This window comes from Pseudomonas sp. GD04091 (genome assembly GCF_029836165.1).
In the GTDB taxonomy this organism is placed as follows: domain Bacteria; phylum Pseudomonadota; class Gammaproteobacteria; order Pseudomonadales; family Pseudomonadaceae; genus Aquipseudomonas.
Window position 1 is genome coordinate 148233 of the sequence record NZ_JAOEBG010000003.1, and the last position, 21745, is coordinate 169977.

18 protein-coding genes are annotated in these 21745 nt (G+C 67.4%); 2 read left to right on the top strand and 16 right to left on the bottom strand.

Annotated elements, in window-relative coordinates; translation table 11 throughout:
* Positions 1–51: 51 nt before the first annotated feature.
* The gene (gene nirK / locus N7422_RS05745; RefSeq protein ID WP_279805589.1) at positions 52–1197 is read left to right on the top strand and encodes a copper-containing nitrite reductase; all 1146 of its coding nucleotides are present in this window, start codon (positions 52–54) and stop codon (positions 1195–1197) included.
* A gap of 179 nt (positions 1198–1376) precedes the next feature.
* Positions 1377–2057 carry an outer membrane beta-barrel protein gene (locus N7422_RS05750; protein WP_279805590.1) on the top strand — a complete coding sequence of 227 codons (681 nt, stop codon included), beginning with the start codon at positions 1377–1379 and terminating at the stop codon, positions 2055–2057.
* A 6-nt stretch (positions 2058–2063) separates the two neighbouring features.
* Here N7422_RS05750 and N7422_RS05755 read toward each other — a convergent pair whose 3' ends face one another.
* The 16 genes from N7422_RS05755 to tagH all read right to left on the bottom strand — a co-directional run bounded on the left by N7422_RS05755 (position 2064) and on the right by tagH (position 21696).
* A complete protein-coding gene (locus N7422_RS05755) occupies positions 2064–2471 on the bottom strand; it encodes a type II toxin-antitoxin system HicB family antitoxin (RefSeq protein ID WP_279805591.1) in 408 nt (135 codons plus the stop codon).
* A 17-nt stretch (positions 2472–2488) separates the two neighbouring features.
* Complete coding sequence (locus tag N7422_RS05760; RefSeq protein ID WP_279805592.1) at positions 2489–2680, bottom strand: type II toxin-antitoxin system HicA family toxin; 192 nt, start codon at positions 2678–2680, stop codon at positions 2489–2491.
* 179 nt (positions 2681–2859) lie between these two features.
* Positions 2860–3285, bottom strand: coding sequence for a hypothetical protein (locus tag N7422_RS05765; RefSeq protein ID WP_279805593.1), 426 nt, complete (start codon positions 3283–3285; stop codon positions 2860–2862).
* On the bottom strand, positions 3282–4142 hold the full coding sequence (sctE, locus tag N7422_RS05770) for a type III secretion system translocon subunit SctE (protein WP_279805764.1): 861 nt from the start codon (positions 4140–4142) through the stop codon (positions 3282–3284). The genes N7422_RS05765 and sctE overlap by 4 nt, the downstream gene beginning before the upstream one ends.
* Before the next feature lie 308 nt (positions 4143–4450).
* A complete protein-coding gene (tagQ, locus tag N7422_RS05775; protein ID WP_279805594.1) occupies positions 4451–5377 on the bottom strand; it encodes a type VI secretion system-associated lipoprotein TagQ in 927 nt (308 codons plus the stop codon).
* 78 nt (positions 5378–5455) lie between these two features.
* Positions 5456–7222: an SUMF1/EgtB/PvdO family nonheme iron enzyme gene (locus N7422_RS05780; RefSeq protein WP_279805595.1), complete on the bottom strand. Its 1767-nt coding sequence runs from the start codon at positions 7220–7222 to the stop codon at positions 5456–5458.
* Positions 7215–8417, bottom strand: coding sequence for an FtsX-like permease family protein (locus N7422_RS05785; protein WP_279805596.1), 1203 nt, complete (start codon positions 8415–8417; stop codon positions 7215–7217). The genes N7422_RS05780 and N7422_RS05785 overlap by 8 nt, the downstream gene beginning before the upstream one ends.
* Positions 8417–9121: an ABC transporter ATP-binding protein gene (locus N7422_RS05790; RefSeq protein WP_279805597.1), complete on the bottom strand. Its 705-nt coding sequence runs from the start codon at positions 9119–9121 to the stop codon at positions 8417–8419. The genes N7422_RS05785 and N7422_RS05790 overlap by 1 nt, the downstream gene beginning before the upstream one ends.
* Positions 9121–12096 (bottom strand): serine/threonine-protein kinase, encoded by a 2976-nt coding sequence (locus tag N7422_RS05795; RefSeq protein WP_279805598.1) that lies wholly within the window; start codon positions 12094–12096, stop codon positions 9121–9123. Before N7422_RS05795 ends, N7422_RS05790 begins: the two co-directional genes overlap by 1 nt.
* A 7-nt stretch (positions 12097–12103) precedes the next feature.
* On the bottom strand, positions 12104–12823 hold the full coding sequence (locus N7422_RS05800; RefSeq protein WP_279805599.1) for a protein phosphatase 2C domain-containing protein: 720 nt from the start codon (positions 12821–12823) through the stop codon (positions 12104–12106).
* Positions 12820–13476: a type VI secretion system-associated protein TagF gene (gene tagF / locus N7422_RS05805; RefSeq protein ID WP_279805600.1), complete on the bottom strand. Its 657-nt coding sequence runs from the start codon at positions 13474–13476 to the stop codon at positions 12820–12822. Before tagF ends, N7422_RS05800 begins: the two co-directional genes overlap by 4 nt.
* Positions 13473–16979 carry a type VI secretion system membrane subunit TssM gene (gene tssM / locus N7422_RS05810; RefSeq protein ID WP_279805601.1) on the bottom strand — a complete coding sequence of 1169 codons (3507 nt, stop codon included), beginning with the start codon at positions 16977–16979 and terminating at the stop codon, positions 13473–13475. Before tssM ends, tagF begins: the two co-directional genes overlap by 4 nt.
* Positions 16976–18286 carry a DotU family type VI secretion system protein gene (locus N7422_RS05815; protein ID WP_279805602.1) on the bottom strand — a complete coding sequence of 437 codons (1311 nt, stop codon included), beginning with the start codon at positions 18284–18286 and terminating at the stop codon, positions 16976–16978. Before N7422_RS05815 ends, tssM begins: the two co-directional genes overlap by 4 nt.
* A 178-nt stretch (positions 18287–18464) precedes the next feature.
* Complete coding sequence (gene tssK / locus N7422_RS05820) at positions 18465–19799, bottom strand: type VI secretion system baseplate subunit TssK (protein WP_279805603.1); 1335 nt, start codon at positions 19797–19799, stop codon at positions 18465–18467.
* Positions 19800–19814: 15 nt separating this feature from the next.
* Entirely contained in the window at positions 19815–20312 is a 498-nt protein-coding gene (gene tssJ, locus N7422_RS05825) for a type VI secretion system lipoprotein TssJ (protein WP_279805604.1), read from the bottom strand.
* A gap of 49 nt (positions 20313–20361) precedes the next feature.
* Positions 20362–21696 carry a type VI secretion system-associated FHA domain protein TagH gene (tagH, locus tag N7422_RS05830; protein WP_279805605.1) on the bottom strand — a complete coding sequence of 445 codons (1335 nt, stop codon included), beginning with the start codon at positions 21694–21696 and terminating at the stop codon, positions 20362–20364.
* Positions 21697–21745: the final 49 nt, after the last annotated feature.

The window sequence follows — 21745 nt, forward strand, 5'->3', positions numbered from 1 at the left end:
AAGCGGCTATTCCTGCACCCGACGGCTTTCGTCGACTTAAGGAGAAGTCCCATGAGTGAGCAAGAAGGTGTAGCCCTGACCCGGCGTGGCATGCTCGCCGGTACCGTGCTGCTTGGCGTCGGTACCTCGGTGCTGGGCGTGGGCCTGGCCCATGCGGGGGCCTCCTCGCCCGCCGCCGCCCCGGCCGTTGACCTGGCGAAGCTGGAACGGGTGAGCGTCGAGCTGGTGGCGCCGCCATACGTCCATCCCCACACGCAGCGTGCGCCGGGCCAGCCTCGGATCGTCGAGTTCCGCATGGTCATCGAGGAGAAGGAACTGGCCGTCGACAGCGCCGGCGCCTACATCCACGCCATGACCTTCAACGGCTCGGTGCCCGGCCCGCTGATGGTGGTCCACGAAGGCGACTACGTGGAACTCACCCTGGTCAATCCGGCCAGCAACAGCATGATGCACAACATCGACTTCCATGCCTCCACCGGCGCCCTCGGCGGCGGCGAGCTGACCCATGTGAAGCCTGGCGAGCAGGTGAAGCTGCGCTTCAAGGCCGACCGCGCCGGGGTGTTCGTGTATCACTGCGCGCCCGGGGGGGCGATGATCCCCTGGCATGTGGTGTGTGGCATGAACGGCGCGATCATGGTCCTGCCGCGCGACGGCCTCAAGGACGCCGAGGGCCGGCCACTGCAATACGACAAGGTCTGGTACATCGGCGAGCAGGACTACTACATCCCCCGCGACAAGGACGGCAAGTACAAGCGCTACGCCAACCCCATGGCCAGCTTCGGTGACATGAGCCAGTTGATGAAAGGGCTGGTCCCGACCCACGTGGTGTTCAACGGCAGCGTCGGTGCCCTGACCGGCAAGCAGGCGCTGACCGCCAAGGTCGGCGAGAGCGTGCTGATCGTCCATTCCCAGGCCAATCGCGACACTCGCCCGCACCTGATCGGTGGTCACGGCGACTATGTCTGGGCCTCGGGCAAGTTCGCCAATCCGCCGCAGCGCAACCTCGAAACCTGGTTCATCCCCGGTGGCGCGGCGGGAGCGGCGCTGTACACCTTCCGCCAGCCCGGCCTGTACACCTACCTCAATCACAACCTGATCGAGGCGGTGATGCTCGGTGCCGCCGCCCATGTGCAGGTCGAGGGGCAGTGGAACGACGATTTGATGAAGCAACTAGAGGCGCCTGGGCCGATCCGCTAGCGATCGACGATAGCTTGCGCACCGCTGGCAACCTCGGCGGTGCGTGACGGGCAAACGCCTCACCGAATCGCACCCACTCGTCGGAACATTCACTGACCATCGGCGAATACCCCTACAGCCCTCGCTGGCGCCGGCGCCTTACCGTTGCCCGTCCAACGGCTACCTGCGAGAACCGATTCATGAACAAGAAGACTTTCGCCCTCCACGGCCTGGCCCTGGCGTTGCTGGCCAGTGCCGTCCCGGCGCTGGCCGATGACACCACCTACCTGGCGCTGCGCCTGCAGGGCGCCGAGCACAAGCTCGCCGATGCCAAGCTAACCAGCCCTCGTGTCGATCAGCGTATCAAGAGCCCCGGCAGCGATCGCGACCTCAACGGTGCCATCGCCCTGGGGCAGCATTTCGACGGGGGATGGCGCCTGGAGGTCGAATACACCATGCGCAAGAACAGCCAGTTCGACTCCTACTGGTCGCCCTTCGATGCCAACGTCAACCGCATGAAAGTCGACAGCCAGCGGCTGATGCTCAACGGTTACAAGGATTTCGCCCTGACCAACGCGCTCTCGTGGTACCTGAGCGCAGGCGCGGGCCTGGCCCATGTGCAGTCCGAAGGCTATCAAGGCAACCCATCGCGTCAGTTCGCCCGCAACGGCCAGAACAACCTGGCCTGGAGCCTGGGCCTGGGCCTGGACTACGCCCTCAGCGACAGGATCACCCTGGGTGGTGGCTATCGCTTTGTGGACATGGGCAGGATCGAGACCGGCCGCAATACCTTCGCCAACCGCATCAACGCCCGTGACGAACAGCTCAAGGGCAAGCTCAGCGAACAGAGCCTGTTCGTCGAAATGCGCATCGCCCTCTGACGGGACCTACCTGCCCTGCAACACCTTGAGCGCCGCCTCGGCCAGGAAGCCCGAGCGGCTCTTGTGCTCCGGATGGTTCTGCACGTAGGCGTCGATGCGGGTGAGCAGGTAGGCCGGCAGGGTGATATTGAGCTTTTCGGCCTTGCCCAGGTAGCGGGTGATGTCGATATCGATCAGTGCCCAGGTACAACCCGCGTAGGCGGGGTTGGCCGCGTGCATGGTGACCGTGCTGGCCTTGGGGATTTCCTGCTCGTCCTGGGCCAGCAGTTCGAGGTGGCCTTCGATCGCCTCGCGCGCCATGGCGATGGCGTCGTCGAGGTCGTCGCCGGCCGAGAAGCAGCCGGGAATATCCGGGACTTCCACGCCCCAGGCGTGCTGGTCGTCACCGGGGAGGATCGCGATGGGGAACAACATGGCAGTGGGTCTCCTCTTCAGCTGGCATAACCGATCCGCGCCTGGCGCAGGATGCTGGCGGCGGTGGCCGGCAGCAGGTCCTTCGTCGGGTGCGGGATGGTCACCAGCCCGGGTTTGTCGGGGTGCTTGAAGTGGTGATGGCTGCCTTTCGAACGCACCAAGTACCAACCATCCGCCTTGATCAGCGAAATCATTTCACGGCTGTTCATGAACCCATTCCTTGGGCTAGCCGAATGGTGGTTAGTATACCCACCGATTCAAAGTTATCAACACCATACCCACTGCGGCGACGAGCGGGCGACCCAAGGGCAAGTAGGGTGAGGGGAATTGGAGACAGGACCAGAGAAGTGATGCGGGATCTTGCCGGCGGCAAAGTCCTCCAACGCCCCTAGCGACGCGCCTGGCGTCGCTGCTGCCGATACTCCGCCAGTCGCAGGCGCATTTCCCGATAACGCCGGCTGTTCAGTAGCAGCAGGGCCACCAACGCCGCCAGCAGGCTGCCGGTGTAGATGAACAGGTTCGGTCTGTGCCCGTAGATAGGCACGGTGATCATCATGCAGGCGACGCACATCCCGGCCACCAGCCACATCCCCCAGGCTCGCCCACGTACCACAGCACCATGGCCCAGGACGAACAGCGCAAACAGGCCATAAAGGCCCAGGGGGAACAGGCCATCCTGGGAGCAACTTCGGCAATAGGTGCTCCAGGCCAGGGCAAAGGTCCAGGCGACGGCGATGATCGAAGCGAAGAATGCACCGATGAATACACCAAAGTAGCGCCGGAGAAACGCCTTGAGTTCTGCTTGCCGTGTCATTCGCTGAGCTCCTCGTAAAGCCCGACGGCCAATCCTTGCACCGTGCCACTGCCAGACAGGCCGATGAACCCACCCACCGAATCCTTGATCAGCGTTTGCGTGGAATGACTGATCTGGGTGGGCGTATAGCGCTTGACCAGTTCACCCGCGCTCTGCCTGAGTTTCAGTTGCTTGGCCGTCAAGGCTGGATGCTTGATGGTCAACAACTCAGTGGTTAACGCCTTGCGTTGCTGGCGGCTCAGCGAGCGGGTCAGCTGATACCAACTGGTACCGGTAGCGGCCTTGCGCACCTGAAGAAACTTCAAGGTCGTCAGGCCTGAGGCGCCCACGCCCATCAGCGATACCGCATCGAGCACCGGTGTCGCCGCCTGGTACCACGCCTCCTGGTCCATGGCATCGTTAAGCGACGGATCGGTCGCCTCGAAGGCCGTGCGTACCAGGCCGATGCCGCACTGCGCGGTGCTGGCCGTGGCGGCGGCGTAGCCGGCGACGGTCAGAGCCAGGCTCGCGCCACCGGAAAACGGCACGGCGATTGTGCCGCTGAACATGACGATCCAACCCAGCACTGCGCCGGCGCAAGACAGTGTGGTGTTGACCGCTTCCTTCACCACTCGCGCTTCGCGCGGGTTGGTTTGCAACTGGTTCATGAACTGCTCGGGCGAGGTGTAGCGCGGCGCCTCACGCAGAATAATGCGCTTGGGCTTGATACTGCAGATCGGTTGGAACTCGCGCAGCGTCATGACGTTGTAGTCGGCATCGATGTACACGACACCAGCGCCAACGATACCAGGGTCAGCATCAATGGCCTTGAACAGCTTCTGCTGATCGATACGACCCTGCAGGCGCTGACGCGCCATGAACTGCGAGCTATTGCCCAGGGGACTGGAGAGCAGGTCTGTCACGAATCGATTTCCTTACGCAAAGATCAGGGCCGTCGGGGCTGCCAGGCAGCCCTTTCGCGGGCAAGTCGCATCGGCGCACCGCCGCTCCCACAGAGACAGCACAGGCCGCTGGCACTGGGCGCGATCCCTGTGGGAGCGGCTTCAGCCGCGAACACCGGCACAGCCGGTGCCAGGCACCGCGTCGCCGGATTCGCCAGCAAGGCTGGCTCCTACATGAGCCGCGCGGTGGTTGTGGGAGCCGGCTTACCGAGACAGCCGCGGTATCAAACGTTCGGGCAAGGCACCGGAGCCCAGTCACCCATGTCCGGGTTGCGGCACATGGCGTTGACCTGGTCCACACCCGCCTTGGCTACCTGCTGGGCCTCGGCTTTCTTGCCGTTGGCGTTCTGCAGGGTCTTCTCGGTGGCCACGGCCTCCTGCGGCACCTTGGTATTGGTCTTGGCCGGCTGGGCCTTCTTCACATCTTTCTTCTTGCCGGTGCTCGCCACTTTCGGCGGCTCGGCCACGGCGACCACTTCGGTACGCGCGACACCCACCTGCTTGAGATCCTGCTCGTAGGCCTGGGTGTAGTTGTTCAGGTTCTCACCCAGACGACCATTGACCGTGCTCAGCAGGTTGTTCGACTCCTGCAGGCCGGCGACGATTTCGGCCAGGCGCTTGCGGCCTTCGGTGTCGTTGATGCGGCCGGACTTGCGGTTCTGGATCAGGCTGGCGAACTCGCGCTGGTAGCAGGCCTGGGACGACTTGGCGTACGCGGTGGTGCGGTCCATGTCGGCGGCGCTCTTGTCGATGTCGGTGGCGTACGAGGCGATGCGCTGCTTGTCGTCGCTGATCTGCTTCTGGCGCTCGGTGTAGTAACCGGCGGCGCCGCCGACCAGGGCGCCGCCGGCCGCGCCGATGGCGGCGTTGCGACCGCGGTTTTCCTTGTCGACCAGCGCGCCGGTCAGGGCGCCGCCGACCGCGCCGAGCAGTGCGCCGGTGGCGACCGAACGGGTCATGTCACCGTCGGTGGAGCGCAGGTGCTGCACCGGCTCGTAGCAGTTGGGGTAGTACTCGACCTTGGTCGTGGCGCCGACCTTGGAAGCCGGCGAGCTGGCGCAACCGCTCAGCAGCACGGTGCTGAAACCGGCTGCCAGCAGCAGCGCGGTACGGGCCTGGGATGCAGTGATCAGGGGTTTGCGGGTGAACATGGTCTGGTTTCTCTTCTTGGGTTTCTCGGTATCCGGGGGCCTCGTGCCACCCGGGAGTCCTTTCTGCGGAAGCTGTCCTTAGGGTCGCGGGGCGGCCGATGCCAGCAGCTCCTTGAGGATCGTCGCCGGATCGGCCCGCCGGTTCTGGCGGTACTCCCCGACGTGGCGGACGAACAGGGTGGCGCGGGTCACCAGGCTGTTGCCCAGGACCGGCTTGCGATTGAGCTCTTCCCTGACCCGCTGGAACTGCGCCTGGATCACCGCGTCGGTGTAGCGCGTGCCACTGGACAGGTTGTCGATGTAGATCGCCACGGCGCCGTCGAGGGCGGCGCGGCCATTGGCGATGGCGGCGCCGTACATGCGCGCGCTGGTCTGATCGCCCGCGGCTTCGGCCTTGGCCTGGGTGTTGCGCAGGTTGGTCAGGCGGATGTTGTAGTTGTTGATGGTCTCGGCCACCAACGCGGCGGACTGGATCAGGTTGCCGGCCGCCTCTTCACGCTGGCGGGCGATCAGCGAGACATTGCGCTTGAGCTCTTCGTTGACCAGGCCAAGCTCGGCCTGCTGGCGCGGGTCGGTGGCGGCGGCGATGATGCTGTCCAGGCGCTTGGTCGGGTCCTGGGCGGCGTCGATGTCGTCGGTCAGGCTGGCCAGGCGGCCTTCCTTCTGCCACTGCTCGAACAGTTCCTGGTAGCGCGAACGCGGCGCCGACAGGGCACCGATGGCCACGCGAAATCCGGTGGTCTCGTTGCGCTGCTCGGTGCCGTCGGCGCCGAACAGCGGGTACTCGCGGCGCATGCCGGTGAACAAGGTGCCCTCGCCTTCGAGGTAGTTGCCGCCCTTGACCACGAAGCCACCGTAGGCGCCTTGCAGGCGCCCGGCGTGCACCAGCTGGAACGACTCCTGGACCATCTCGGCGGCGTTGCCGATCACGTCGAACAGGCCCAGTGGGTTCGGTTGCCGGGTGCCGACCGGCATCAGCCGCGCCGCCTGCCCGGTGCCACCGGCGACCTGGTTGAACACCGCGAAGTCGGCCAGCGGCCCTTCGCTGTCGGCGCCTTCGACCTTGCGCGGGAACAACCGCCCTTCCAGCTCCTGGCGGCTGACGGCCGAACCGCCCCGGGCGGCGAATTCCCACTCCACTTCGGTGGGCAGGCGCACGAAACCGGTGCCACCGTCCTCGGCCTTGCTGCCACGGCCACTGACCGGCAGCAGGTCGCGGTGATGCTTCATCAGCCAGGCACTGTAGACGGCGGCGAAGCGCTCGGCCTCGAAGCGCGACAGCTTGACCTTGGGCAGGCGCCCCGCCGCGTCGCTGGTCGTCTCGCAGGCCGGCGCCGCGTCGCCACTGGCCAGCGACTGCGCCTGGGCCATCACCTGGGCGTACTGGCGGGCGGTCACTTCGTACTTGCCGATGAAGTACATCATTGGCGTCAGCGGGCTGCCTTTGTCGACCTTCGGCAGGCTCGGGCCGACCGCCTTCTGCCATTGCGGCGCCAGGTCCTGCAGGCTGAACTGGCCGTTGATGAAGTCGCGCCGATAGCCGGAGATGAACGACTGCTTGTAGCCGGCCTCGCCTTCGCTGAACGGGTAGCCGAGGTTGACCTCACGGTCGTCGAGGCTGCCCTGGGCCAGCACATAGACGCTACGGAACACCAGCTCGCCGCCGCAGGGCAGCGGCAGGCTGACATCACCCGGCAGCGGCTTGGGATTGTCGAACTTGCCGTCTGCACCGGGCTGGGACTGCGCAGCCGGCCTTGCCTTGTCGTCGCCATCGGCCGGGGAGCAGGCGCCCAGGGTCAGGGTGGTGAGGATCAGGGCAACGGCCCCAAGGCGACGCTCAGACATCACGGATTCCTTGGCTGGCCTCGATGCGCGCCACCCGCCAGCCGCCCAGGGCGGCGGCGGCGGTGCTGGCCAGCAGCACGGCGCAGAGCGCGACGAGGTAGTGCATGGGCAGCAGGTGGCTGGCGAATTCGCCGGGCACCTGCATGAACAGTCGATTCAGGCCGTGTTCGGCCAGCAGGTACAGAAGCCCCGCCACGGCAGCGGCGAGCACACCGCTGTAGAGCGCCTGGAGCATCACGAACAGCAGCAGCGCGGCGGTGCCGAAGCCGAGCAGACGCAGCACCGCCAGCTCACGCTGCTTGCGCTCCACCGCCGCCACGGCACCGGCGGCGATGGCCGCCACCGCCCCGGTCACGGCCAGGCTGGCGATGATCCAGAACACCAGGTCGAGGTTGCGGCTCAGCGACTGCACCTGGGCGATCTGCGCGGCCTGGGTGGCGACCAGCAGCTTGCGTTCGGCGAAGAAGCGGCGCAGCGGTTCGACGTCGTTCAGCTCGCGGGCATACAGGCGAAACGCCGGGTACACCCGTTTCAGGTCGCTGCCCTGCCCGTCGCCTTGCCAGTCCAGCGCCGGCACGGCCCGACCATCACGGTAATCCTCCACCGCCTCGAGCAGCGCCAGCGGCGCGAACAGGCCATCGCGCTCGAAGGCGGCCAGCGGCAGCACGGCGATCACCTGCAGGCGTGTCTGTCGCCACTGCAACTGACCGGCCTGCTGGCGGCTGAAGCTGGCCCACAGTGCGTCACCCACCTTGGCGCCGAGCTTTTCCGCGGCGGTGAAGCTCAGCACCACCTGCTGTAGCTCGCTGGGTGGCGCAACCTGCTGAAGCAGCGGATCGCCCTTGGCAGTGGGCAGCATCTCGACCGTCACGCCGCGCCCCTGGGCGGGCAGCAGCAGCTCGGCGGTGGCCGCGATCTGCCGGGTGCGCGGGATGGCAAAGGCCACGCCCGGGCGCTGCGCCAGCTCCTGAATGAATTCGTCGCGAAAACGCCCACCGCCCAGCGGAACGATCTCGCGCACCCCTGGGTCGCGCTGCAGGCGCTCGGTCAGGCTGCCGACCAGACCGAACTTCAAGCCGAACAGCACCAGCAGCGGCGCGATCACCGCCACCAGCGCCAGCACGCTGCACGCCGACAGCCGCGCGTCGTTGCGGTAGTCCTGCCAGGCCAGGCCGGCGATCAGCAACGGGCGCATCAGGCGGCCCTCTCCAGGGTCGCGGTGACCCCGCCGTCGGCATCGCGCCGGCAGGCCATGCGCAGCACCGTCAGCCCGGCATTGCGCGCCAGGGCTTCGTCATGGGTGGCGACCACGCAGGTCACCTGGCGCGCCTCGGCCTCGCGCAGCAGCAGTTGCATCACCCGCTCGGCGTTCACCGGGTCCAGCGCCGCGGTGGGTTCGTCGGCCAGCAGCAAGGCCGGGGCATGGACCAGGGCACGGGCGCAACTGACCCGCTGGCGCTGGCCGAGGGACAGCATGGCGGGTTTCTTGCCCAACTGATCGTGCACATCCAGCGCCGCGGCCAGGCGTTCGACGCTGCCGTCATCGTCCAGCCCCAGCAACTGGCGCGGCAGGCGGATATTGCCGCGCACATCGAGAAAGCCCAGCAACCCGCCCGCCTGCAGCACGTAGCCGAGGTTGCGGCTGCGCAAGTCTGCCAAGCGATCGAGCTGCCGGCCGCGCCACAGCCCGGCGACATCCTCGCCGCCCAGGGTGAACGCGTCGGCGGCATCCGGGGCCAGCACCAGCGCCAGCAGGTCGAGCAAGGTGCTCTTGCCACAGCCGCTCGCGCCGACCAGCGCCACCCGCTCGCCCACGGCCAGGTGCAGCTGGTCGATCCGCAGGCTGTAACGCTGGGCGCCCTGCCCGCGCGTCTTGCGCACCCCGTCCAGGCGAATCATCACGGCAGCGTCGACAGCGGCACACGGTACAGGGCATCACCCGGCTCGGCATTGCCGAAGCGCACCCAGTTGGCCATGTCGTTGTGGAAGGTTTCGTACAAGCGGATCTTCGAGTCCAGCTCGTCGATGAAGTCCTCCTGCTCGGCCACCGACAGCGACAGCCACAGGTCCTGGGTCATGCTCAGGGACTTGCTGCGGTACGGCAGACCCTCGAGGTATTCACCGAGCACGCCGCCCTGGGCGAGGTTGGTGCCCTTGCGCAACGCGCCGGGGTCGCGGCTCATGTAGGCACTGGCGCTGGCGATCTCGTTGAAGAAGTCACCCGGCGAGCTGCGGGTCTTGCGCGCGGCATCGACGATCAGCTTGAGCGATTGCTGCAGGTCGTTGAGCTGCAGCTTGGTGAGCATCACGCACACCTGCAGGGTCGGCAGCGCCGGGTTGGTCAGGTCGCGATCGGCGGTCCAGGCGCTGACCAGCTGCGGCGCCTGGCTGGCGCCGTGGCGGCCGAGGAAGTCCATGTGCATGGCGTAGCCGATGGCCTGGGACTTGGCCGCCAGGCTCGAGGCCGAGGTCAGCAACGGCACCGGCTGTGGCTGCTGGTTGCGCACCTGGTGTACCAGCTCGGCGAAGGTCGAGCCGATTTCGCGCACACGGTCACCGAACACACCGACCTCGCCGCCCGGCACGCCGACATAGAGGTCGCCGATCTGCGGGTTGCTGTCGGCCGTCAGCACGCGGTACTGGGTCTCGGCCATGCCGTGATTCTTCACGCCGGCCGGGGTGCGCAGGTGCAGGGCGTAGATCTTGATCTGCTTGCTCAACGCGGCCTGGCGCACTTCGGCTTCGTTCATCTGGGTGCTGCTGAACGGGTCGTTCTTGCGCAGCGCGCCGGCATCGCTGACCAGCAGGATGAGGCGCCCGCCATAGCCGGACCAGTCCATGCCTTCGACCGCCTGCATCACCCCGGCGAAGGCGTCCTCGTTGAACGAGTGGCTGGACACGCTGGTGGCCTTGACCTGCGAGGCGGCCTTGAGGAAACGCGCCGGATCGCGGCCTTCCTCCAGGCTGACCAGGGTCTTGCTCAGGTAGTCGAGGCCCGGGGTGCGCTTGACGCTGTTGCGAAAGCCCACCAGGCCGAAGCTGACGCTGTCCAGCTCGCCACGGGCCGCCAGTTGCTGCTGCAACTCGCTGACCACCTGGCGCACCCGGTCGATGTAGGGCTGCATCGACACCGAGGTGTCCACCACCAGGACGATGCCGGTGCGGAAGCTGTTGTCGCCGACCGCCGCCACGCCAGCCGCCTTGGGCGCCCCATCGCGGGCGCTGGCGCCGGGGTCGATGGAAGCGATGTTGAGCAACTGCACCGGCTGGCCGCTTTCATCGAAGCTTTCGCGGTAGTCGAAGATCGGCATCAGGTAGAACTGATTCTGCGGCACGGCGCTGGCCGCTGGCTCCAGGGCCATTACCTGGGGCACCTGCGCCGGGTTGTTCTGCGCCTTGAGCAGGCTGTCGCGGGCCTTGCCGGTGTCGTCGAGCAAGTGCTGCACGTCGTTCGCCTGACGCATGAACATCACTGGCGAACGGCCGGAGCGCTCGGTGAACTTGAGCACCAGGCTCTGCTTCCAGTCGCTGGTCTGGTCGGCCGGCAGCCAGCCGTCGCGCTGGCCATCGCTGGCGGCGCCGACCTGGACCCAGGCCTGGCCACCGACGTCCTTGCGCTGGTAGACGTAGAGCACGGAGAAGGCCGGCAACTGCTCGCCCGAAGCGTCACCTGGCTGGGCCATCAGCTGGGCGTCTGGCTTGGTCAGCACGCGCTGGAACAGGGTCTTCTTGCCTGGCATCAACAGTGGGCGGCCATCGTCCGTGGTGGCGACGGGCGTCATCTTCGGCTCGGCCGGGGCCACACCGTCGGCGGGCGCCTGCACCACAGGCGTGTCAGGCACGGGCGCGTTGTCACCGAGCAACCAGAAGAACGCGCCACCCAGCCCCAATGCCGCCGCGACAGCCACCGCCAGCACGGCCTTGGCGGGCTTGTTCGACCCGGACTTCACCGCAGGCGCAGGCTTGGGCTCAGGCACGACAGCGGCCTGCGGAATGTCGATGGACACCGGCTTCGGGGTAGCCGGTGGCGGGATCGGCAGCGGGCGGACCAATGTGCTCTCGTTCTCGTCGATCGGCGCCTGGAGCGTCAGGCGGTCCAGCGCGGCGAGCAACGCCGCCGCATCGGCGAAGCGCTCGTTCGGATCCTTGGCCAGCAAGCCACGCAGGATGTCCTGGTAGCGGCCATGTTCGATGGGCAGTTCCGGCAGAGGCTCGGTCAGGTGCGCGAGCGCCGTGGACAGCGCGTCGGTGCCGTTGTACGGCAGCTTGCCGACGAGGATCTCGTAGAGCACCACGCCCAGCGCATAGAGGTCGGCGCGCCCGTCGATCTCCATGCCGCGCGCCTGCTCCGGGCTCATGTAGCTCGGCGTGCCGACGGCGAAACCGGCCTGGGTGAACTGGGTACGGTCATCCAGCGACTTGGCGATGCCGAAGTCCGACAGCACGGCGGTACCGTCGGCGCGGAACAGGATGTTGGCCGGCTTCACATCGCGGTGCACCAGACCCTGGGCGTGGGCATAGCCCAGGGCCTGGGCGATCTGGCGGACGTACAGCAATCCTTGCTCGGGCGTCAGGCCCGCGGCGATGCGCTCCTTCAGCGTGCCGCTGGGCAGGTATTCCATGGCCATGTAGTACAGCTCGCCGACATTGCCGATGTCGTGGATGGTGGCGATGTTCGGGTGCGCCAGCCGCGCCAGGGTGCGGCCCTCGCGCAGGAAGCGCTCGCAGAAGGTCGGGTCGGCGGCCAGGCTCGCCGCCATGATCTTCAGCGCCACCTTGCGCTCGAGGGAGCGCTGGGTGACGAGGTACACGCTGGCCATGGCGCCCTGGCCAAGCTCGCTGTCGATGTCGAATCCGGGGATCTGCATGTCCATGTTTTCTTCAGTTCGCCTTCACGACCACGGCGGTGATGTTGTCGGGAGCGCCACGGGTCAGGCCCAGGTGCACCAGGCTGCGCACCACCTCGTAGGGATCGGCGTGGCCGAGCACGTCGGCGATCTCGTGGTCCTCGGCGGTCTTGTTAAGGCCATCGCTGCACAGCAGGTAGGTGTCGCCGGGCCGCACCTGCAGGGCGACGGCCTGCAGCTCGAGGTGATCCTCGACGCCGATGGCGCGGGTGACGATGTTGCCGCGCGGATGCACCCGCGCCTCGGCCTCGTTGAGTAGGCCGCTGTCCTGCAGTTCCTGGACGTAGCTGTGGTCGTGGGACAGGCGCTCGATGCGACCCTCGCGCAGCCGGTACAGACGACTGTCGCCGGCCCACAGGCCGATGGCCTGCTCACCCCGGGCGGCCAGCACCACCACGGTACTGCCCATCATCGCCACGCCGCGGCGCACGGTTTCCTCGCGCACGATGCCATTGACCCAGGCAAGACCGTCGCGCACCTCGCCGGTGAAGTCGTCGAGCGAGTCGAGCATCGGCAGGCTGCGCAGGCTGTCCATCGCCAGGCTGCTGACATAGTCGCCCGCCGCGTGCCCGCCCATGCCGTCGGCCACCGCCCACAGCCCCGCCCAGGTCAATTCCAGGCAGGCGTCCTCGTTGATCTTGCGCACCATGCCGACATGGCTGTAGCTGGCCGCTGTGTACTGCATGTCGGTCATTCGCTGCGCGCCTCGCTACCCAGTAGAAACCCGGCGAAATCCTCGCTGCGGGGCAAGCCCGCACAGCGCATCAACCCCGGGGCGATACGTTCGGAACCCCTGCCCCACCACAGGCTCATGCCCTCGCAGGCGCATTCGGCCAAGGCCAGCGCACGCCCTTGCGGGGTCGTCGCATCCAACCGCTGCAACCCACCCACAGCCAAACGCGGTCCTTGTAGGAGCGGCCTCGCACCGCGAAAAGGCTGCAAAGCAGCTTCAAACTCCTCAAAGGCCGCACCCGGCTCAAGCGTCGCCAGCAACGCCGCCTCGACCGCCTCGAACCCTTCCTCGGCCCCGGCCACCACAGGCGCCAACGGCTGTCCCGGCTCCAGCACCTGGGCCACGGTCAGCGGAAAATACCGTCCGACCCGGTCGATGCTCGGCATCAGCACGCCGATGACCGCCTCGGGCCCGCACAGCCCCGGCGCCAGGGCGAAACGCCACAGGGGGCTGACCAGGTAGGCCTCGAGCCAACGCTCGCCCAATGCCTGCTGGCTGGCCTGCATCCCCGCCGCCAGCCACTGGTCCCAGGGCTGGATGAAAGTCCGTGGCAGGCCCCGGCTGACGAAGTCACCGCGGCTGGCCAGTTTTCCGTAGAACCCCACGTCGTTCACAGATGCTCCGGCAGGCTGAAACCGCTGAGCACTCGGCTGCGGAACGGGTTGAAGGCGCTGCTGGCACGCAGCTCGTAGGACACGCTGGCGCCATCGACGCGCAGGCGTAGGTTGAAGCGCTCCGGCGAACTTCCGGCCACCAGATCGGACTGGTCGAGCAGGCGGAACCAGGCCCAGGGACCTTCCACGGTCAGACCGGAACGGCCGGTGGCCGAGGGTGGCGAAATCGACAGGCGCACCACGCCGATGCTGTTCGGATTGGGCCACTGCAGCGCCACCGGCCGGCTCGGGCCATGGTCGTAGCTGACCTGCTGGCCATCGAGGTCGAGCAGGAACTGGGTGATGCTCGCGTCCATCGCCACCGGCTTGAGCTCGAAGCGCACGCCGGGCTGCACGCCGTTGCTGTTGCGGAAGAACGCGTCACGGATGCTCGCCGCGCGCTGGAAGGTGTACAGCACGTTGCTGTTGATCCCCAGTTTCTGCGCGGCGCCCGGCTGCCAGCTCCACGGTGTGCTCGACGTGTTGACGTAGGGCTGCAGGTACTTGCGGAAGTAGTTGTCCATCACCCCGCCGATGCCGAAGAACTGGCCGAAGTCCTCCAGGGTGGCATCCCGCGAGCTGCCGGCCACCAGCGGATAGCGACCGCTGAGGGACTGGCGGTAGACATTGACCACTTCGCTGGTCCAGGCGGCGTTGAGCTGGTTGCGCACCCCGCCCATGACGATGTTGTGGGTCGAGCCGAGCACCGAGCTCACCAGGTTCTGCACCACCTTGGGCTGACGCGCGGCGCCCAGGGCGACACGCTGGGCGGCGGCCTGGGCCTGGTTCTTGGCCTCGCCCAGCAGCGCCTCGCCACTGGCGCCGACCATGGCGCTGACCTGCACATAGAGGGCGTTGAGATCGGTGAGCAGGCCATCGATGGCCGCAGGCGTGCCCTCGCCGGTTTCCACCAACGCGGCCAGCTCGGCGAAGTGCGCGGTCACCGGGTCCACCTCGCGGGCGGCCGAGTTGTCGCTGGGCAATGGCGCGTCGCCGAGCAGGCCACCGAGACGCTGGCGCAGCTGGTCGACACCGGCCTGCTCGGCCTTGGCCTGGACCTTGTCGAGGGTGCTCGGCTGCGCCAGGTTGGTTTCCTTGGCCACCGCCTGCAGCAGTTTCTTCATCGGCGAGCTCGGCCCGGACAGCACCCGCAGCACATCGGCGGCCTGGCCGACGCTGGTGATCGGCACGAAGTCCAGGTCCGCCAGCAGCGCGTCCCAGGTGCGGATGTAGTCCTGGTAGTACAGCTGCAGCACATCGTCGGCCAGGCGCTTGGCGTCGCCCGACTCGCTGGCCTCGCGGCCCAGCACCCAGCGCTCCTCGGCCAGCGTCTCGCTGTGAGCCAGGCTGGCGGCGAGGAACGCCTTGCGATAGCCCTCGACGGTGAAGATGCCCGGCAGCGGCTCGCTCAGCGGCTTGCCGTTCTTGAAACGGAACACCAGCGCGGCATCCCGGCCGGCTGCGTCACTGACGCGGAAGTCGCTGACCCCGGCCGGCAGTTTCTGGCGCTTGACCCGATCATAGACACGCTGGGCCACCGGCAGTTGCTGGAGCTGGCGGCGGGTGTCGTCGATCAGGCGCTGATCGAGGCGGGCATTGGGCGGACGCTTGTCGAACAGTGCCACCAGGTGTTGCTCCAGGGCCTGGCGCAGGTCCGGGGCCAGGTCCCGGGGCAGGCTGCGTTCCCAGTCGAGGGTGATCCAGGCCTTGATGAACTCGGGATCGTAGTGCTCGCCATCGGCCAGCATGAGGTAGGCCTTGAGCCCTTCGTAGAGGTAGTCGGACGGGCCACCTGCGTACAGTTGCTCCTCGATGCGGGTGACCAGGCGCGGGGCGAAGATGGCGATCAGCAGCTTGCGGTAGACGCTGTCGGACTCCCCTTCGAGCATGTCGCCCTGGTACAGCCCCAGGCCCTCGGCCCAGCCCGGCGGATCCTCGGCCAGGCGGCGCACACCGTTGAGCAACGGCAGCACGTCGACCACGTTGCGCTGCGCCGGGCTCAGCTCCTGCACACTCTTGCCCAGCGGCTTGAGGCGGCTGTCGACCTCGGCGATGTACTGCTGGTTGGCGCGATAGCTCAGGGTCCACAAGGTACCCACCACCAGAACCAAGGCCACACTGAGGGCCAGGGCGCCCCGGGCGATCCATTTGCGCCGCTGCTCGACCTTCGGGTTGCTGCCGACCAGGCCGCGCTCGGCGAAGGCCACGGCGCTGAACAGCTTCTCGATGAAATAGCTGCGCCCGGTGCCGTTCTGCCGCGCCAGGTGAGCACGATCCAGGCCCATGCTCTGGGCCATGCTGCCGATCAGGCGATCGATGGGGCTGCCTTCCTGGGTGCCGCTGGTGAAGTACACGCCGCGCAGCAGGGCGCGCTCTTCGAAGGCGTTGGGCTTGAAGACGCCATCGAGGAAGGTCTTGAGGTTGCCGCGCAGGGCGGCGAACTGCTGGACGAAGCCGTAGACCAGGTCGCGCCTGGCAGGGTCGCGCTCCTGTTGCAGGCGCTCGACCAGACGCTGGTTCAGGCGCTGCTCCAGCAAGGCGAACTCGCTGCCGAACTGCGCCAACGGCCCGTCACCCTGCTGGCCGTCGTCGAGCGGGAAGGTCATGCCCCACACCTGCGCGCGCTCTTCCTTGCTCAGGTTGTCGAAGAACTCCATGAACCCCGGCACCAGGTCGAGCTTGGTCAGCATCAGGTAGATCGGGAAGCGCACGCCCAGCTGGCTGTACAACTCCTGGATGCGGGTACGGATCGCCGCGGCATGGGCGGCACGCTCGGCATCGCTGCCCAGCAGCAGGTCGGACAGACTGATGGCGATGAACGCGCCATCGATGGGACGGCGCGAGCGCTGAGTCTTGAGCAGGTCGAGGAAGCCCAGCCAGGCCGCCTTGTCCACCTGGGCGTGGCTGTCCTGGGTGGTGTAGCGGCCAGCGGTATCGAGCAGCACGGCCTGGTCGGTGAACCACCAGTCGCAGTTGCGCGTGCCGCCGACACCACGGATGGCGCCTTCACCCATCTGCGCCGCCAGCGGGAAATGCAGGCCGGAATTGACCAGCGCGGTGGTCTTGCCGGAACCGGGCGGGCCGATGATCACGTACCACGGCAGCTCGTACAGGTTGCGCCGCTCGTCACCACCCAGGCGCGCCTTCTTCAGCAGCACCAGAGCTTCGTCCATGCGCTGGCGCAGGGTCGCCAGCTCCTCGGCGGTGGCCACGCTGGCAGGGTCCGGCGTGGTCTCGGCGGCCAGGCTCTGCATCACCTTGGCCGCCTGGCGACGGGCCTGGACGATGCGCCACACGCGGTAGGCGATCCACACCGCGAACAGCAGGACGATCAGCACCACGCGTGGCGCGGCCGGCACCAGCGCATCGAGCAGCGGGCCGAGGAACCAGATGATCAGGCTGAGGGCGAGCAGGCCCAGCACCGGGACCACCCAGCGAATGACAACATTGAAAAACGCCTTCACTCGACGCCCTCCGCCAGAACGGTAATTTCAACCCGGCGATTCTTCGCCCGGCCCTGCGCGCTGTCGTTCGACGCCAGCGGCTCGGTGTCGCTCAGGCCCTGCGCGGTGAAGCGCCCGGGCTGGCCAGTGCGGGCGGCGAGGATGTCCTTCACCTCTTCGGCGCGGGCCTGGGACAACGCCCAGTTGGACGGGAAGCGGATCGTGGCGATGCGCTGGTTGTCGCTGTGGCCGGTGACTTTCACATTGCCTTTCACTTTCGCCACGGCCTCGGCGATGCGCAGCATCAGCGGCTGGAAGTCGCTCTTGATGCTGGCGCTGGCCGAGGCGAACAGTTCGTCGCCACGGATGGTCACCACCGAGCGGTCCACCGCGTCCTCCACGGCGACCCGGCCGGCCTTGATGTCCTCGGCCAGAAAGCCGGCCAGGCGCGGACGCTCGACAGGCTTGGGCTGCACCACCGGGCGGTCCATGGCCTGCACCGGGATCTCGCCCAGCGCATGGATGCCACGGAACACCGGCTCGGCATCGGCCGCCAGCTTCAGGCGCAGGCCGAACAGCACCAGCAACAGCAGCGCCAGGGCCACCGCCAGGCCGACCCAGGGCGGCACGAACTGCGCCAGGCGATCACGGGCCACGGTCACGCCGCGCCAGTGCGGCGACAGCTCGCGTTCGAGCTCGCCACGGGCGCTGCGAATGGTCGCGGCGGCGCGCTCACGCAGGGCTTCGAGCTGGGCGCGGCCATCGTTCATCACCCGGTAGCGGCCTTCGAAGCCGAGGCTGGTGCACAGGTACAGCAGCTCCAGCAGGTGCAGGCGCTCACGCGGGCTCTGCAGGCAGTGCTCCATCAGCTGGAACACCTTCTCGCCGCCCCAGGCCTCGTTGTGCACGGTGATCAGCAGGCTCTGCTTGCCCCAGTCGCTGGCGCTGCCCCACGGCGTGCTGAGCACCGCTTCATCGAGCGCGGTGCACAGCGCATAACGCGCCAGCAGCACCTCGTTGCGCGGCACCCCGGCGGCCTCGGCGCGCTCCTCGAACTGGCGCAGGTAGGCCAGCAACTGCGCGCGCAGGCTGGCCGGCGCCGGGTGGGCGATGGTGTTGCGCAGGCGCGTCAGCAGCGCCAGCAACGGGCCAGCCGCCTGTTCCAGCGGGTTCAGGCCCGTGGCCTGCCCCGGCGCCAGCGGTTCGGCGGGCACATTCAGCGGCGGCGGTGGCGCGGCCGATGCCGGCGTGGCCGGCTGCGGACCACGGCCACCGGGGCGAGGCATGAACTGGGTGCGGTCATTGGCCAACGGATCGTCCGATTGCATCGCGGCTTAGTCTCCGGTCCTTGGATAGGGGGTGGCATCGGGGGCCGCGTTGCGGCCCTTTCGCGACACAAGGCCGCTCCTACAGGCGTTCGCGCTCCCCTGTAGGAGCGGCCTTGTGTCGCGAAAGGACCGCAACGCGGTCCCGGCATTATCAAGTCGAGCACCCGACATCACGGCATCACCCCCGAATCGCCCAGAAGGCCAGGTTCAGGCCGGGGAACTCGCCGGCGACGTAGAAGGCGAAGCCCCCGGAATGCTGCAGTTGCTTCCAGTGCTCGCTGCCCCGGTCGAGTTCGAAGTAGGTGGACCCGGCATGGAACGGAATCTGCCGAGGCGCCACCGGCAGCGGCAACAGGCCGATACCCGGCAGTTGCAGGTTGACCAGGTCGCGGATGTGTTCCACCGAGCCGATCTTGCTCTGCTGGCCGAAGCGGCTGCGCAAGGTTTCGCTGGGCACGTCGGCGCGCACCACGAGAATGAAGCTGGCGCTGTCGAGCAGGCTGCGGTCGGCGAGCATGCCGACGTGGATGCCGTAGGCCTTCTCCACCAGGGGGATGGCCACGGCCTTGCTGTCGATCAGCATCGACAGGGCATCGCGCAGGGCGGCCATGACCGGGGCGAAGGTCGCCGCCAGGTCGTCGTGCTGGTACACCGGGTAGCTTTCCGGGCGACGCCCGTCACGGGTGAAGGTGGCGAATTCACCGGCCAGGGCCACCAGCTCGCTATACAGGCGCTCCGGGTGCAGCGGGGTCAGCTGGTTGAGGTGTTCGACCAACGGCTGCGCGCGGTTGACCAGTTGCAGCAGCATGAAGTCGGCGATCTCCGAGGCGCCGCCGTTGGCCGAGGCCACCACGCGCCCGGCCAGGGCTTCGCCACGCTGGTGCAGCAGGCCCAGCAGCTCGCCACGAAAACTCGACAGCACGTTGCTGGCGCAGACATCGAGCAGCGGCGGGATGTAGCTGTCGTCCAGCACCAGGGCGCGGTCGGCGCGTTTTTCGCGGATACGCACCACCCCCAGCGCGGCATAGTCGCTCAGGCCATCCTCGGCGCGCAGCAGGCGCAGGGCGCGGCTGCCCAGGGCCAACGGCGCGCGGTTTTCGAACGGGGCGTTGTCGTCACGTACTTCGCTGATACGGCTGACATAGCGCGCGCCATCGAGCGCGTCGCCGTCATCGACGGTATCGCGGGCGCCGGCACGCTTGAGCGGCAGGCCCAGGTAGATCACGCCGTCGCGCAGCGCGTCGGGAATCTCCAGCGGCGCCGGCGGCAGGTCGTCGCGCGGGATATCGAACGGCGTGCCGTCGGGCAGCAGGCCACGGGCACTGAGGATCGCCAGCTTGCCCTGGGCCAGCAGGCCCTGGTCGACGAGCAGCTCGCAGAAGCCCCAGGCGGCAGCGCTGAGCGGCCGACTGCGGGCATCGACGAAGTTTTCCAGGTAGCGGTCGTGCTGCTGGAAGTGCTGGGTCGTGATGAACATCCCTTCCGACCAGACCACGCGATTGTTCCAGGACATGGTTTCTCCGATTGCCTAGCGGGCAGGCTCAGGTTGTGGGGTGGCCACGGCGCTGCGCACGGCACGCACATCGAGGCTGATCTGATAGTCGCGGGGCGGCACCGGCAGCACGCTGCGCCACTGGGCCTGGTCGACCTCGCGGTAGCCGACCACCAGGCCGACCTGGCGCGTGGCCGGGTCCAGCGGGCGCTCCAGACGCAGTTGCTCGCCGGGCTGGAGCAGGACTTCGTCCTGGTCGATCAGGTCGGCGGCCAGGGTGGCCTGGGCGCGTTCGGCAAGGGCGAAGTAGTCGGCGCGGGCGAAGGCGGCGCTGTTCTTCAGCTCGTAGATGCGCACCCGCACCGGCGCGGGCAGGCCGCTGGCGCCAGGGTTGAGGCCGGCGGCGGCGCTGAAGTACAGGGTGATGCCCGAAGCCGCCGCTGCCTCGACGGGGGCGGCCTCGCTCGGCGTGTCCTTGCTGCAGGCACTGAGCAGCACCATGGCCAGGGCTGCGATCAGTCGTGTTGCACTCATGCTCGTCCTCATGACGTCTTGTGTTCTTCCTAAATCCCGGGCGCTGGCCTCAGGTACGTTGCAATCGGCTGCCGTGGGCCTCGTAGGCGCGGCTGAATTCGCGGCCGAACAAGTCCTGGAAGTCGTCCTCGGCTTCCCGGGAAATCTGGCTGTAGAGCTCGGTGAACTGCTGCCAGCAATGGGCCTGGCGCGAGCCGCCGAAAATTTTCGCCAGCCCGGCGGCCGGCGCCAGGCGCTCCTCCAGGCGGGCCGGTTCGAAACGCTGGAGCAGGTGCTTGATGGCCGCCTCCACGCCCGCCATGACCGCCAACTGATGGGCGCGCAGGTCGTCGAAGCTGTCTCGCACCGCCTGGTCCGGGGCCATGAACGCCTGGTTGCCCTCGCGCAGCAGCAACAGCAGCGCCTCGTCAACGTTGGGGGCGAACTTCAGCGGGTTGTTGCGCACCGGGGCGATGGTGGTCTGCTGCATGCGGAACTCGCCCTTCAGGCTGCTGCGCGCGCGCAGCACATCGATCAGGCCCTCGACCATCAGCCGGTAGCTGCGGCCGATGGCCTCCATCTGCGCGGCGGCGTCGGCCGCGTCGATGCGCAGCTGCTCGATGCCCGCGCCACGCAGGAACGCCTGGAGCAGCGCGTCGCTGGCGACAGGCTGGGCAGGGACCGGTTGGGCAGGAGCAGGCGCGGGCAGGGGCGACGCGACGGCAGACGCCTGCGGTGCAATGACCGGAGCAGCCCGTGGGGCGGGCGCCGGTGTTTCGTCGCACAGGTCCCAGTCGGCCGGGATCACACCTGGCGCGGGGGCCGGCTCGGGCGGCGGCGCAACCGGCGTGGGTGGGCGAAAGTCATGCTGCTGGGCCGGCACATGATCGGGCTGGCTGATCGGCGGCACACTGGAGGGACCGAGAAAGTCGAACAGATCCGGCAGGGTATCGTGGCTCGACGCGCCTTGCAGGAAAGCGGCGGGCGCGCCAGCGATGGGTGCGTTCGGGGTGGCCAGTTGATTGGCCATCAACGCTTCGAAACTGTGGACGTCGGGTTGTCCGGCGAGCGGGATCGACAGGCCGGAATCGATCCGTGCCTGGATCTCGTAATCGCCAATTCGAATAACTTCGCCATCCATCAGCGGTTCGCTGTTGCCACGCCGCAGTCGGATGCCGGCATGCACCAATTCCACACCGTTGGTGCTGTTATCGGTCAGATAATAGCGACCCTCCTTGAACTGGATCACACAATGTTTCGAGGAAACAAGGCGCTCTGGATCGGGCAATACCCAATCATTATCCGCCGCGCGCCCAACACTGATGGCACCGGTTTCCAGCAACTTCTCCGGGCATTGCCCAGGGGTAATCTTGTGGTAGCTGGTAATAGTCAGGCAAAGTGCCATCATGCCTCCTTGCATATATATGAAGCGCTTATCCATTCAAATGAATGGA

Bases quoted from the DNA above. Each gene is read 5' to 3' on its own strand.
- nirK (WP_279805589.1), top strand. From the start codon at position 52: ATGAGTGAGCAAGAAGGTGTAGCCCTGACCCGGCGTGGCATGCTCGCC.
- N7422_RS05750 (WP_279805590.1), top strand. From the start codon at position 1,377: ATGAACAAGAAGACTTTCGCCCTCCACGGCCTGGCCCTGGCGTTGCTG.
- N7422_RS05755 (WP_279805591.1), bottom strand. From the start codon at position 2,471: ATGTTGTTCCCCATCGCGATCCTCCCCGGTGACGACCAGCACGCCTGG.
- N7422_RS05760 (WP_279805592.1), bottom strand. From the start codon at position 2,680: ATGAACAGCCGTGAAATGATTTCGCTGATCAAGGCGGATGGTTGGTAC.
- N7422_RS05765 (WP_279805593.1), bottom strand. From the start codon at position 3,285: ATGACACGGCAAGCAGAACTCAAGGCGTTTCTCCGGCGCTACTTTGGT.
- sctE (WP_279805764.1), bottom strand. From the start codon at position 4,142: ATGGCGCGTCAGCGCCTGCAGGGTCGTATCGATCAGCAGAAGCTGTTC.
- tagQ (WP_279805594.1), bottom strand. From the start codon at position 5,377: ATGTTCACCCGCAAACCCCTGATCACTGCATCCCAGGCCCGTACCGCG.
- N7422_RS05780 (WP_279805595.1), bottom strand. From the start codon at position 7,222: ATGTCTGAGCGTCGCCTTGGGGCCGTTGCCCTGATCCTCACCACCCTG.
- N7422_RS05785 (WP_279805596.1), bottom strand. From the start codon at position 8,417: ATGCGCCCGTTGCTGATCGCCGGCCTGGCCTGGCAGGACTACCGCAAC.
- N7422_RS05790 (WP_279805597.1), bottom strand. From the start codon at position 9,121: ATGATTCGCCTGGACGGGGTGCGCAAGACGCGCGGGCAGGGCGCCCAG.
- N7422_RS05795 (WP_279805598.1), bottom strand. From the start codon at position 12,096: ATGGACATGCAGATCCCCGGATTCGACATCGACAGCGAGCTTGGCCAG.
- N7422_RS05800 (WP_279805599.1), bottom strand. From the start codon at position 12,823: ATGACCGACATGCAGTACACAGCGGCCAGCTACAGCCATGTCGGCATG.
- N7422_RS05815 (WP_279805602.1), bottom strand. From the start codon at position 18,286: ATGCAATCGGACGATCCGTTGGCCAATGACCGCACCCAGTTCATGCCT.
- tssK (WP_279805603.1), bottom strand. From the start codon at position 19,799: ATGTCCTGGAACAATCGCGTGGTCTGGTCGGAAGGGATGTTCATCACG.
- tssJ (WP_279805604.1), bottom strand. From the start codon at position 20,312: ATGAGTGCAACACGACTGATCGCAGCCCTGGCCATGGTGCTGCTCAGT.
- tagH (WP_279805605.1), bottom strand. From the start codon at position 21,696: ATGGCACTTTGCCTGACTATTACCAGCTACCACAAGATTACCCCTGGG.